General features: G+C 69.7%; 12 protein-coding genes. 5 read left to right on the forward strand and 7 right to left on the reverse strand.

Annotated features, from left to right (window positions below):
* Position 1 precedes the first annotated feature (1 nt).
* Together AC07O4_RS26300 and lplT are read right to left on the reverse strand one after the other, a co-directional pair.
* The gene (locus AC07O4_RS26300) at positions 2-892 is read right to left on the reverse strand and encodes a DMT family transporter (RefSeq protein WP_495306067.1); all 891 of its coding nucleotides are present in this window, start codon (positions 890-892) and stop codon (positions 2-4) included.
* A 113-nt stretch (positions 893-1005) separates the two neighbouring features.
* Positions 1006-2310 carry a lysophospholipid transporter LplT gene (gene lplT, locus AC07O4_RS26305; protein ID WP_062476894.1) on the reverse strand — a complete coding sequence of 435 codons (1305 nt, stop codon included), beginning with the start codon at positions 2308-2310 and terminating at the stop codon, positions 1006-1008.
* Between the two features lie 171 nt (positions 2311-2481).
* Between lplT and alr the strand changes: the two genes are divergently transcribed.
* Together alr and AC07O4_RS26315 are read left to right on the forward strand one after the other, a co-directional pair.
* On the forward strand, positions 2482-3579 hold the full coding sequence (gene alr / locus AC07O4_RS26310) for an alanine racemase (protein WP_070063521.1): 1098 nt from the start codon (positions 2482-2484) through the stop codon (positions 3577-3579).
* Position 3580: 1 nt separating this feature from the next.
* Positions 3581-4315 carry a hypothetical protein gene (locus tag AC07O4_RS26315; RefSeq protein ID WP_495306068.1) on the forward strand — a complete coding sequence of 245 codons (735 nt, stop codon included), beginning with the start codon at positions 3581-3583 and terminating at the stop codon, positions 4313-4315.
* On the opposite strand, the gene AC07O4_RS26320 is transcribed toward AC07O4_RS26315, so the two are convergent.
* Positions 4293-5174, reverse strand: a complete 882-nt coding sequence (locus AC07O4_RS26320; protein ID WP_495306150.1) for a LysR family transcriptional regulator — start codon at positions 5172-5174, stop codon at positions 4293-4295. The genes AC07O4_RS26315 and AC07O4_RS26320 overlap by 23 nt on opposite strands.
* A 141-nt stretch (positions 5175-5315) precedes the next feature.
* Here AC07O4_RS26320 and AC07O4_RS26325 point away from each other — a divergent pair, with 141 nt between their 5' ends.
* The 3 genes from AC07O4_RS26325 (at position 5316) to AC07O4_RS26335 (ending at position 8227) form a co-directional block, all read left to right on the forward strand.
* Positions 5316-6272 carry a DMT family transporter gene (locus AC07O4_RS26325; RefSeq protein WP_495306069.1) on the forward strand — a complete coding sequence of 319 codons (957 nt, stop codon included), beginning with the start codon at positions 5316-5318 and terminating at the stop codon, positions 6270-6272.
* Positions 6273-6368: 96 nt separating this feature from the next.
* Positions 6369-7082, forward strand: coding sequence for a YebC/PmpR family DNA-binding transcriptional regulator (locus tag AC07O4_RS26330; RefSeq protein WP_095949820.1), 714 nt, complete (start codon positions 6369-6371; stop codon positions 7080-7082).
* A gap of 335 nt (positions 7083-7417) precedes the next feature.
* Positions 7418-8227, forward strand: a complete 810-nt coding sequence (locus tag AC07O4_RS26335) for a hypothetical protein (protein ID WP_495306070.1) — start codon at positions 7418-7420, stop codon at positions 8225-8227.
* Positions 8228-8245: 18 nt separating this feature from the next.
* Here AC07O4_RS26335 and AC07O4_RS26340 read toward each other — a convergent pair whose 3' ends face one another.
* The 4 genes from AC07O4_RS26340 to ilvD are packed head-to-tail and all read right to left on the reverse strand — an operon-like array spanning position 8246 to position 12810.
* Positions 8246-9223: a 2-dehydropantoate 2-reductase gene (locus AC07O4_RS26340; protein ID WP_095949818.1), complete on the reverse strand. Its 978-nt coding sequence runs from the start codon at positions 9221-9223 to the stop codon at positions 8246-8248.
* Positions 9224-9236: 13 nt separating this feature from the next.
* Positions 9237-10028 (reverse strand): class II aldolase/adducin family protein, encoded by a 792-nt coding sequence (locus AC07O4_RS26345; protein ID WP_095949817.1) that lies wholly within the window; start codon positions 10026-10028, stop codon positions 9237-9239.
* A gap of 18 nt (positions 10029-10046) precedes the next feature.
* The gene (locus tag AC07O4_RS26350) at positions 10047-11039 is read right to left on the reverse strand and encodes a Bug family tripartite tricarboxylate transporter substrate binding protein (RefSeq protein ID WP_095949816.1); all 993 of its coding nucleotides are present in this window, start codon (positions 11037-11039) and stop codon (positions 10047-10049) included.
* A 37-nt stretch (positions 11040-11076) separates the two neighbouring features.
* Positions 11077-12810 carry a dihydroxy-acid dehydratase gene (gene ilvD, locus AC07O4_RS26355; RefSeq protein WP_447740183.1) on the reverse strand — a complete coding sequence of 578 codons (1734 nt, stop codon included), beginning with the start codon at positions 12808-12810 and terminating at the stop codon, positions 11077-11079.
* Positions 12811-12827 lie beyond the last annotated feature (17 nt).

Here is a 12827-nt window from a genome sequence, read left to right on the forward strand (position 1 = left end):
CTCAGGTGGACGCGGAAACGCCATCATCGCGCGCGGGCGGGGTTCGCGCAAACGCCGACCACACCGCGCCCAGCACGATCAGCGCGCCGCCGACGAGGATGCGCGAGTTCATGGTGGACGCGCCCAGCGCCACCGACGAGACGCTGGCGAACAGCACCTCCGACAGCATGATCACCGAGGTCGCGCTGGCCGCCAGCTTCGGTGCGCCGTACTGCAGGCACACGTTGGCGACGATGAAGCCCGTGCCCAGCAGCGCGGCCCAGCCCAGCCAGCCCGGCGAGGCGAGCAGCGGTGAATCGATGCCGCCGAACGCGGCGCCGCTCACCGCGCCGACGCCCGCCACCACCGTGCAGCCCCAGAACATGGCCAGCGCGCGCGACTCGCCCGGCGCATGGCGCAGGTGGCGCAGCACGATGTTGGTCACGGCAAAGCCGAAGCCCGCCGCCACGCCCAGCCAGTCGGGCAGGCTCGAGGGCACGGGCCAGTCGGTGCCCGGTGCCTTCAGCACAACCACCACGCCGGTGAGCGCCAGCGCCACGCGCATCAGCGCGCCGCCCGTGGGCCGCTCGCCCAGCAGCAGCCAGGCCAGCAGCACGCTCCACAGCGGCATCAGGTAGAACAGCAACACCACGCGCACCACGTCGCCCTGCGTCACGGCCCAGTTGAAGCCCACGTTGGTGAAGCCCGCCGCCAGGCCCAGCGCCACCAGCATCGGGAACGCGGCGAAGGCCTTCCAGGCGTGCCGGCGCACGAGGCCCATCGCCGTGGCGATGACGAGGTAGATCAGGCAGGTGGTCCACAGCGGATGCAGGCCGTGGCTGGCGATCTGGCGGAACGGAATCCACGAAACGCCCCACACGAAGGCGTTGAACATCAGGGCGAGGGCGGGCATGGGGCGAGGTCTTTTTCAAGGAACACCGCGGAACCGGCTTTGCCGGGCCGCTGGTGTTGCCCCCGGCGAGGGGGTTGGCGGAGCGACACGAAGTGCGCGCAGCCTGGGGGAGGTCAGTGATGCTTGTCGCTGCGGGCGATGGCAAGCAGGTGCTCGACTTCCTCAGGATACTTCTTGAGGTTGTTCTCGTGCCAGCGCTTGATGATCCACATGCAACCCGCCACCACGAGGCCGAAGGCGCTGATCGCGCCGTAGGCCGACAGGCCCAGGCCCGTGCACACGCTGTAGAAGCCGCCCAGCAGAAGAATGCAGGCCTGCTCGTTGAAGTTCTGCACGGCAATGGAGCGGCCCGCGCCCATCAGGTTGTGGCCGCGGTGCTGCAGCAGCGCGTTCATCGGCACCACCAGGAAGCCGCCCAGGCCGCCCAGGATGATCAGGAACGGCACCGCCAGCCAGACGTTGCCGATGAAGTTCATGCAGATCACCATCAGGCCCATCGCGATGCCCATCGGGATCACGCGCGTGGCCATGTCCAGCCGCATGTACATCGAGGCCACGATGGCGCCCACCGCGGTGCCGATGGTGACCACGCCGGTCAGCGCCGAGGCCTGGGTGGTGTTGTATTCGAGCGCCACGGCGGCCCAGGCCAGCACGATGTACTTGAGGTTGCCGCCCGCGCCCCAGAACAGCGTGGTGGTCGCCAGCGAGATCTGGCCCAGCCGGTCGCGCCACAGGCGGGCGTTGCAATGCCAGAAGTCGGGCAGCAGGCCGGCCAGGTTGCGCACCATGCTCTGCTCGGGGTTGGAGCGCAGCGGGCGCATCTCGACGCCGGTGTGCGGGATGCGGGTGTTGAACCAGGCCGCGAGCACGTAGACGAAGATCAGCACCGCAATGGCGGCTTCGGCCGGCGAGTCGATGCCGGTGTCGATGAACGGCAGGTCGATGAGCAGCAGCTGGCTCGACACCGCATGGCCCACCAGCATGCCGCCGAGCACGATGCCCAGCAGGATCGAGGCGATGGTCAGTCCTTCGATCCAGCCGTTGGCCTTGACCAGCTGCGACGACGGCAGCAGCTCGGTGAGGATGCCGTACTTGGCCGGCGAGTAGGCCGCGGCGCCCAGGCCCACGATGGAATACGACAGCAGCGGGTGCGAGCCGAACAGCATCATCAGGCAGCCCACGACCTTGATCGCGTTGCTGATGAACATCACCTTGCCCTTGGGCAGCGCGTCGGCAAAGGCGCCCACCAGCGGGGCCAGCACCACATAGAAGACCGCGAAGATCGGCACCAGGGCGGCCCGCTGCCATTCGGGGGCGCCCGAACTTCGCATGAGATCGACGGCAACGACGAAAAGCGCTTGGTCGGCCAGCGACGAAAAGAACTGGGCCGACATGATCGTGTAAAAACCGCGCTTCATCGATGGGCTGGCTGGCCAGAGGGTCTGCTGGCGGTAGTGAAAAAGTGTCGCGTCAGGCGCGAATGGGCGGTTATAGCATGGGGGTACGACGCGAATTCAGGCATCCCCACGGGATTCGACCCCATTCCCGAAGATGCTAAAACGTGGTCTGAAACCACCCCAACACCCGCCATGCCGCGCCCCATTCTCGCCACCGTCCACACCGCCGCCCTGCGCCACAACCTCGACCGCGCCCGCCGCTCGGCCGTCGACGCCCGTGTCTGGGCCGTGGTCAAGGCCAACGCCTACGGGCACGGCATCGAGCGTGTCTTCGAAGGCCTGCGCGGCGCCGACGGCTTCGCGCTGCTCGACCTGGCCGAGGCCGAGCGCGTGCGCGCGCTGGGCTGGCGCGGCCCGGTGCTGCTGCTCGAAGGCGTGTTCGACGCGCGCGACCTGGAGCTGTGCTCGCGCCTGGACCTGTGGCATTCGGTGCACTGCGACGAGCAGATCGACATGCTCGCGGCCCACAAGACCCTCAAGCCGCAGCGCGTGTTCCTGAAGATGAACTCCGGCATGAACCGCCTGGGCTTCTCGCCCGAGCGCTTCGGTTCGGCCTGGACGCGCCTGAACGCGCTCCCGCAGGTCGACGAGATTTCGCTCATGACGCACTTCAGCGACGCCGACGGCCCGCGCGGCATCGAGCACCAGCTCGAGGTGTTCGAGCGCGCCACGCGCGACCTGCCCGGCGAACGTTCCATCGCCAACAGCGCGGCCACGCTGCGCCACGCGCCGCGCACGCGCGGCGACTGGGTGCGCCCCGGCATCGTGCTGTACGGCAGCGCCCCCGACTTCCCCGAACACGACGCGGCGCACTGGCAGCTGCAGCCGACCATGACGCTGTCGACCCGGCTCATCTCGGTGCAGACGCTGAAGGCCGGCGACACCATCGGCTACGGCTCGCGCTTCGCGGCCGAGGGCCCGCTCACCATCGGGATCGCGGCGGTCGGCTATGCCGACGGCTACCCGCGCCATTGCGACACCGGCACCCCGGTGCTGGTGAACGGCGTGCGCACCCGCATGGTGGGCCGCGTGAGCATGGACATGATCACCGTCGACCTCACGCCCGTGCCCGACGCCGCCTTCGGTGCCGAGGTCACGCTGTGGGGCCGCTCGGCCCTGACCGGCGCGGTGCTGCCGATCGACGAGGTGGCGCAGGCCGCCGGCACCGTCGGCTACGAACTCATGTGCGCGGTCGCGCCGCGGGTGCCATTCGCACCCGCCGACGAATGACGTGAAGGTTCTTTCCAACTGGCGCTCCGTGCGCCTGTGGGAAACCCAGGTCGAACGCGACCTGCACCGCGATCACAGCCTGCGCACGCACGGCCTGCTGATCGGCACTTTCACGCTGCTGCTGATGTGGGGCGTGTCGGCGCTGCAGATGCACCTGCTGCATGTCGAGTCGCTGGCCGTGCGCTACCTCGTCACGCTGGGCGTGGGCTATGTCGGGTATCTGTGCGTGCTGCGCTGGTGGGCGCAACGGCTGGTGGAGCGGCGCACCGAGTTCGAGGCGCCCGATGCGGACCTGAGTGCCGACGGCTCCAGTGATCATGGATGCGCGCCCGACGCCGCCGACGGTGGCAGCGCACTCTCCGACGTGGCCAGCGGCGCGCTCGACGCCGCGGGCGGCGCCGACGAAGGCGCGATCATCGTCGTGCCGGTGCTCGCCATCTTCCTGCTGTGCGTGGCCGTCGTGCTCGGCGCGGGCTCGCTCGTGCTGCTGTACTTCAGCTGGGACGCGCTGCTGGCCGTGGCGATCGAGGTCGCCTTTTCCTACGTGTCGGCCCGCGCCGCCGTGCGCGTGGCGCGCGAAGGCTGGCTCATGGCGGCGGTGCGGCTCACCTGGAAGCCGCTGCTGGGCGCCGTGGTCTGCGCGGTGGCGCTGGGCGCGCTCATCGACCACTTCATGCCGCAGGTCCACTCGCTGCCCGAGGCCGTGCGCGTGCTCACGGGGAAGGCACCGCGCTGAGCAGGTGCTCGACCAGCACCCGGCACTTGGGCGGCAGGTAGCGGCTGGGCGGGTACATCAACCACGCGTGCCCCTGGTAGGTGCCTTGCAGCGCCCAGTCGGGCAGCACGCGCACCACGTGGCCGTCGTCCAGCGCCTCGCGCGCCGTGAAGGCCGGCACGCAGGCCACGCCCAGGTCCGCGAGCGCGCCGTCGAGCCGCATCTCGCTGTGGTTGCAGACGTAGCGGCCGTCCACCACCACCTCGACCTCGTCTTCACCGTCTTTTCGAAAGCGCCAGTGGTTGTCGCGCTCGTGCTCGCCCAGCGACAGGCAGCTGTGCGCGCGCAGGTCGTGCGGGTGCGCGATGGTGCCGTGGCGTGCCAGGTAGGCCGGCGTGGCGCACAGGATGTGCTCGACCGCCATCAGCCGCCGCGCCACCAGCCCCTCGGGCGGCGCCGTGGTCAGCCGCACCACGAGGTCGACGCCTTCGCGGATCGGGTCGATGTCGCGGTCGGCCACGATCAGCTGCACGTCCACTTCCGGATAGGCGCGCAGGAAGTCGAGCAGGTGCGGGTGCAGCACGCGCCGCGCAAAGGCCTTCGGCGCGCTCAGGCGCACCCGGCCGGCCGGCGTGCGCGCGAACTGCGCGCCGATGTCCATCGCGCCCTGCGCCGCCGCCACCAGTTCGCTGCAGCGCGCAAAGGCTTCGGCGCCTGGCTCCGTGAGCCGCAGCTGGCGCGTGGTGCGCTGCAGCAGCTGCACGCCGATCTCCTGTTCGAGCCGCTTCACCTGCCGGCTCGCGGCCGAGGGCGTGATGCCCAGCAGGTCGGCCGCGGCCGAGAAGCTGCCCCGTTCGGCGACCCGCACAAAGGTCACCATCTCGGGCAGCACCTTGAGAAATGAATTCGTTCCGACCACGCAAGAGTCCTGTTCCGGCCGACGGCTGTGCGGCCCTGGTGCCGCCCGGAACAATGCGCCTTCTCTTCTTCTTTCAGGCGCCCCGGGCCGCGGGCAGACAGTATGGATTCAAAGGCGTTGCAAGGTGCGGTCCCGACGGGGCGCGGGTCGTGGACGGCCGGCTTCGGCCCGGCCGAGCTCATGCTGCTGCTCGTGGCGGCGGTCTGGGGCGGCAGCTACGCCGTGGCCAAGCAGGCGACGCAGCAGCTGCCCGTGCTCGAGTTCGTCGCGCTGCGCTTCGGCCTCACCTTTCTCGTGCTGCTGCCCGCGCTGCGGCCGCTGTGGCGTGACCCGCAGTGGCGCCAGGGGCTCGCCGTGGGCGGCCTGCTGGGCGCCAACCTGCTCGCCATCTTCCTGTGCGAGACCTTCGGCGTCTCGCTGACCCTGGCGAGCAACGCCGCCTTCCTCATCAGCCTGTGCGTGGCGATCACGCCGTTCGTCGAATGGTGGCTGCTGGGCCGGCGGCCCGCGCGGCGCGTGTTCTGGGCGGCGGGGCTCTCGGCCGTGGGCGCGGCCCTGCTGTCGGCGCCCTCGCTTGCCGACCTGTCGATGGGGTGGGGCGACGCGCTCATGCTGGTCGCCGCCTTCCTGCGCGCCGTCATGGTGTGCCTCACGCGCCGGCTGGCGGGCCGCCACAACCTGCCGGCGCTCACGCTGACGGCCGTGCAGTCGGGCGTGATGGCGCTGGGCGCGGCGGCGCTGTCGCTGCTGGCTGCGTCGGGCGGGCGTGCTTGGCACCTGCCGCCCGCCACGGCCGGTTTCTGGTGGGGCATGGCGTATCTCGTGCTGCTGTGCACCGTGTTCGCCTTTTTCGCGCAGAACCACGCGGCCTCGCGCAGCAGCCCGAGCCGCGTGTCGCTGCTCATGGGCAGCGAGCCGGTCTTCGGTGCGGCCATCGCGGCGCTCGGGCTGGGCGAGCGCATCGGTGCCTGGGGCTGGGCCGGCGGCCTGCTGATCGTGGGCGCGGCCCTGTGGGTGAGCCTGGCGCCGGAGGAAGGCGGGCAGACGGGGCGCCCCTGACGGCGGAAGGGGGCCGGCTGGGCGCGGCCCCCGGCTCGTGGCATCCTCGGGGGCTGCGGCGTTTCGCCGCCCCCCACAACACCAAGGAATGCAGACATGGGCGCGCAATGGAAAGCCAAGCACAAGGACGTGGCCGCGAATGCCAAGGGCCGGCTGTTCGGCAAGCTGGCCAAGGAAATCATGATCGCCGCGCGCAACGGCGCCGATCCGGCCTCGAACGCGCGGCTGCGGCTGGTCGTCGAGCAGGCCCGCAAGGTCTCGATGCCGAAGGACACGCTCGACCGCGCCATCAAGAAGGGTGCCGGCCTCACGGGCGAGGCGGTGCACTTCGACCACGTCATGTACGAGGGCTTCGCCCCGCACCGCGTGGCCGTGATGGTCGAGTGCCTGACCGACAACGTGAACCGCACCGCGCCTGAAATGCGCGTGCTCTTCCGCAAGGGCCAGCTCGGCACCTCCGGCTCGGTCTCGTGGGACTTCGACCACCTCGGCATGATCGAAGCCGAGCCCGCCAGCAAGGACGCCGACGCCGAAGTGGCCGCCATCGAAGCCGGTGCGCAGGACTTCGAGCCGGGCGCCGAAGACGGCACCACCCTGTTCCTGACCGAGCCCGCCGACCTCGACCTGGTGAGCCGCGCCCTCCCGGCCCAGGGCTTCACCGTGCTGTCGGCCAAGCTGGGCTACCGGCCCAAGAACCCGGTCGATCCGGCGAGCTTGAGTGCTGCTGACCTGGAGGAGGTCGAGGCGTTTCTTGCCGCGATCGATGCGAATGACGACGTGCAGAACGTGTACGTCGGGTTGGCGGGTTGAGCTGAGCGCCTGACGTTCGGGGCGACGCTCCCGCCGACGCGGTACCTTGCTCCGCGAATGTCCCCCGGGGCTTCGCCCCTCCTCCTTGATTTCGCTGCGCAAGGCACCGCATCGGCGTGAGCGTCATCAGCAGTGGTCGTTGATCGGCGAGCACCCGCAGCGTGTCCCGTGCGCAGGACACCGGGTGCTTCCCGCAGCGAAATTAAGGGGGAGGCCGCAGGCCGGAGGACATTCGCGGAGGGAAGTACCCGGTGGCCTGTGCACACGCCCTGAACATCGTCGATAGAACCGAGCCGCCACGCCGGAGACAATCCGCGCCGGAGGAAAACAGTTCAATGACCCATTCGACGAAGAAACGAACGCCGTCGCGTGCCACACGGCATGCCCTCGGCCTGGCACTGGCCATCGCCGGCTTCTCGGCACAAGCCCAGACCGAAGCGCCATCACCGGCAGCAGACCCGCCCGCAGCCACTGCATCGGCGCCTGCCCCTGCCAATGCCGCGATTGATGCAACCCAGCAAACCCGTCTGCGCTTCAACCGCGGCACCTACAAGCCCGGCATCGAGCACCTGCGCGTGGTGCGCCGCGAGAACACGATCAGCAACGTGGCCGGACAGGTGGCGCTGAACGTCGCGTTCGCGGTGCTGGCCGGCGGCGTGGGTGCGCAAGGCTTCTCGAAAGACGACCTGGGCGGCACCACGCTCGAGGAACTCAAGGACGATCCGCTGGGCGTCAACCCCGCCATGCGCGAACTCAACGACGCCTTGAGCAAGGTCGCCACCGACATCTATCGCAAGCGCGCCGAGGCCGCGCTGGCCACCGCCCTGACGGACGGTTCCACGCCCGAGGAGATCGAGGCGGCGCGCCAGATTCCGAAGGAAGCTGACACCCCGCTGCTCCCGGGACCGTGGCACCTGGTCTACGAGAACCTGCTGGGATCGGACGAGCTGTTCCGCCTCAAGTTCGGCGCCGACCTGGGGCGCCCCGGCTTCATGCGTCCGCCGATCGAATGCCGCTACCAGTCGGAGCCGGTCGCCTGGGCGCGGTGGCAGGCCGACAACTGGCAGCTGCTGCGCGAAGAGCGCGCAAAGGCCGTGGAGGCCTGCACCAAGATCATCTCTGCCGCACCCGAGAAGCGCTGGTAAGTCCGTGCCTTCGGTCGCTCAGTACAACCCGAGCTGCCGCGTGCGCAGCCGCGCCAACCCCAGCAGCGCGTCGGTGAACGGCGTGGCCACGCCCGTCAGTTCGCCCAGCTCGCGCACCACCGTGACGAGCGCGTCGAGCTCGACCGAACGGCCCGCTTCCACGTCCTGCAGCATCGAGGTCTTGAACGCGCCGAGCTTCATCGTCACCGCATGCCGGTCCTCGGGGCTTTGCGTGATCTCGATGCCGATGCGCCGGCCGATCTCCTTGGCCTCGAGCATCACGGCCGAAATGAACCCGCGCACGTAGTCGTCGCCCATGATCAGGTCGGTGGTGGCACCGGTGAGCGCGCTGATCGGGTTCACCGTCATGTTGCCCCACAGCTTGAACCACACGTCCTTCTGGATCTGCGGCGACAGCGTGGTGTCGATGCCCGTGCTCTTGAGCAGCTCGACCAGCTTCTGCACGCGCGGCGTGGCCTGGCCCGAAGGCTCGCCCACGATCAGCCCGTTGCCGAAGTGGTGCCGCACCACGCCCGGCCCGTCGAGCGAGCAGCTGGCGTGCACCACGCAGCCGATCACGTTGCGCGACGGAATGGCCTTCGCAATGGCGCCCTCGGGGTCGACGGCCGCGAGGCGGTGCCCCGTGATCTCGCCGCCGAAGCCGCCTTCGAGGAACCACCACGGCACGCCGTTCATGGCCACCAGCACGATCGTGTCGGGCCCGATCAGCGGCCCGATGCGTTCGGCCACGCCGGCCAGCGCGGGCGCCTTCACGGCGATCACCACCAGGTCTTGAACGCCCAGTGCCTCGGGGTCGGCCACCGCGTTCACCGGCACGCGCGTGCGCACGTCGCCGCGCATCAGCGAGAGGCCGTCCTTCTGCAGCGCGTCGAGCGTGGCACCGCGCGCCACCACATTGAGGCGCTGGCCCGCCTGTGCGAGGCCGACGCCGATCCATCCGCCGATCGCGCCGGCGCCGTAGATGCAAATCTTCATGGGAACAGGCGCCTCAGTTGCGGTAGCTCGGGTCGATGCGGTCCACCTGCCGCACCAGTGCATTGAACACGTCCTGCCCGGCGCCGTGCGCGGGGCTGAACTGCAGCGCGTCGCGCGTGCAGCGCTGCGCGATCTCTTCGCTCACCGGAATCGCGGCGCCCATCGAGAAGGTCGCCATCTGGATCTCGCAGGCGCGTTGCAGCGTCCACAGGATCGCGAAGGTCTGCGGCAGCGTCTGGCCCCAGGCCAAGAGGCCGTGGTTGCGCAGGATCACCGCGTTGCGATCGCCGATGCTTTTCAGCAGGCGCGGGCCTTCGTCGGCATGGATCGTGATGCCCTCGAAGTCGTGGTACGCCACCATGCCGTGCAGCTGGGCGGTATAGAAATTGGTCTGCTGCAGGCCGCCCTGCAGGCAGGCCACGGCCACGCCGGCTGTGGTGTGCGTGTGCATCACGCAGTGCGCGCCGGGCAGGCCGTCGTGGATGGCCGCGTGCACCACGAAGCCGGCCGGGTTCACCGGGTAGGTCGAGCCGTCGAGCACCTTGCCCTGCAGGTCGATCTTCACCAGGTTGCTGGCCGTCACCTCGCTGTAGTGCAGGCCGAAGGGGTTGATGAGGAACTGCTTCTCGCCACCGGTCACGCTGTCGGGCAGCCGCACCGTGATGTGGTTGTAGATCATCTCGGTCCAGCCCAGCATCGCGAACACGCGGTAGCAGGCCGCGAGCTCCTCGCGCGCGGCGCGCTCGTCGGGATGGATCGAGGGATGGACCAGCGCCGATGGCGCGGTGGTGGCGAGTGTGTTCATGGCAGTTCCTTCATGTGATTAGCCTTCCGCGGTGAAGCCGACTTCCTTGACGATCGGCGCCCACTTGGCGGTGTCCTTCTTCAACAGATCGGCCAGCTCGGCCGGCGTGGAAGACATGGCTTCCAGGCCGAAGGTGCCGAGGCCGTCGATCACGTCCTTCTGTGCGAGCGCGTTCTTCATCGCCGTGTTGAGCTTCGTCACCAGCTCGGGCGAGGCCTTGGCCGGCAGGAAGAAGGCGAACCATTCGCTGTGCGCCATGTTCTTGATGCCCTGCTCGCCGAAGGTCGGCACATCGGGCGCGAAGCGGCTGCGCTTGGCACCCGACACGCCCAGGATGCGCACCTTGCCCGACTGCAGGTGCTGCGTGATGTCGCCGATGGGGCCCGACACCGCCGAGATGTTGCCGCCCAGCAGGTCGAGCATGGCCGGCTGCGTGCCGCGGTAGGCCGCGTGCTTGAGTTCGACGCCCGCCTGCTTGCCCAGCAGCGCGCCGATGAAGTGCGGCGTGGAGCCCGCGGCCGGCGAGCCGTAGTTGGCGCCGGCCGGGTTGGCCTTGGCCCAGGTGAGGAACTCGGGCACCGTCTTGATGGTGGCCGGCACGGCCGGGCCGACCGCGAAGCCGAAGTCGAAGATGCAGGCCAGGCTCACGGGCGTGAGGTCGACCATCGGGTCGTAGGGCAGCTTCTTGTAGATGTGCGGGTAGATCGTGAGGATCGACGTGGGCGTCTGCAGGATGGTGGTGCCGTCGGCCGGACGGCCCTTCACGTAGCTCACGGCGATCTGGCCGCCCGCGCCGGTGCGGTTCTCGACCACGGCGGTCTTGGCGTAGTCGGGGCTCAGCTTCAGCGCAATGCGCCGGCAGGTGGTGTCCGAGGTGCCGCCGGCCGCGAAGCCGGTGACGATGGTGGCGTTCTCGAGCGCGGCAGCCTGCGCAAAGGCCTGCTGGCCGAGGCTGGCGAGCAGCGCCGAAGCGCCGGTGGACTGCAGCATGTGGCGGCGGGTGAAGGTCATGTCTGTCTCTTTTCGGGATGGTGAGGAGGGAACAGGATCACGACTCGTCGCGCAGCCAGGTGACCGCGCCCGAGTGGGTCACGGCGCCCTGGTGGGCAGGACGCACGGTGAGCGCGTATTTTTCCAACAAACCACCGTGCGCCGCCCCCGCGTTTACCTCACGTCCGGCCAGCCGCGACGCGATTTCTTCAGCGCTCAGTTCGACCGAGATGCTGCGCGCCGCGGCGCGTGCATCGATGGCCACCATGTCGCCGTCGCGCAGCACCGCGATCGGCCCGCCGTCGGCCGCCTCGGGCCCCGCGTAGCCGATGCACAGGCCGCGTGTGGCACCCGAAAAACGCCCGTCGGTGAGCAGCGCCACCTTGTCGCCCATGCCCTGGCCGTAGAGCAGCGCGGTGATGCCCAGCATCTCGCGCATGCCGGGGCTGCCCTTGGGGCCTTCGTTGCGGATGACGATCACGTCGCCCGCTTCGTAGCGGCGGTTCTGCACGGCGGCCTGCGCTTCCTCTTCCGAATTGAAGACGCGCGCCGGGCCGCGGTGCACCAGCGTCTTCAGGCCCGCCGTCTTGAGCAGCGCACCGTCGGGGCAGAGGTTGCCCTTGAGCACGGCCAGCCCGCCGTCGCGCGTGATCGGGTTGCCGGCTTCGCGCACCACGCGGCCGTCGGGCGCGGCGGCGTCGGCCACTTCCTCGGCCAGCGTGCGGCCGGTGAAGGTGAGGGCGTCGCCGTGCAGGAAGCCCTGCTCCAGCAGCGTGCGCAGGATGACGCCCGCGCCGCCGATGTAGTACACGTCGCGCGCCAGGTACTGGCCGCCGGGGCGCAGGTCGGCAATGAGCGGCGTGCGCGCGAAGATCTCGGCCACGTCGTCCAGATGGAACTTGATGCCGGCTTCATGCGCAATGGCTGGCAGATGCAGCGCGGCATTGGTCGAGCCGCCCGTGGCCGAGACCACGGCGCAGGCGTTTTCGAGCGCCTTGCGCGTCACGACGTCGCGCGGCAGCGGGCCGTCGCCCATCACCGCCTTCATGAGCTGTTTCGCGGCGCGGCGCATCAGCGGCGCGCGTTCGCTGAACACCGCCGGCACCATGCTCGAGCCGATGGGCGCCAGGCCCAGCGCCTCCGACACCATGCCCATCGTGTTGGCCGTGAACTGCCCCGCGCAGGCGCCGGCCGTGGGCAGGCAGGCGCGGCTCATGGCGTCGAGTTCGTCGTGCGTGGCGGTGCCGGCCAGCACCTTGCCGATGGTCTCGTAGGTGTCGACCACGTTCAGGTCGCGCCCGTCGGGCCCGGGCATCTGCCCCGGCAGGGCAGAGCCGCCGTGCACGAACACGCTGGGCACGTTGCAGCGGACCATGCCCATCATCAGGCCCGGCAGGTTCTTGTCGCAGGCGCCGATGGCGAAGATGCCGTCCCACTGGTGGCCGCGCGTGGACGCTTCCACGCTGTCGGCGATGAGCTCGCGCGAGATCAGCGAGAAGCGCATGCCCGAGTGCGCCATCGTCAGGCCGTCGCTCACCGACACCACGGGGCATTCGTGCGGCGTGCCGCCGCCGGCGTAGATGCCGGTCTTGGCGTGCTGCGCCTGCTCGCGCAGGTTGAGGTTGCACGGGCTCATCTCGCCGCCCGTGTGGAACACGCCGACGTGCGGGCGCGCGATGTCCTCGTCGTCCTGGCCCAGCGCGTGCAGGAAGCTGCGCGTGGTCGCGCGGATCGTGCCCTCGCGGATGGTCGCGGAGCGGAAGCGTTTCGTGGGGTCGGTGGGCGTGGTCATGCGGCTGGCGAAGGCTG

This window comes from Variovorax sp. GW821-FHT09D04 (genome assembly GCF_059416405.1).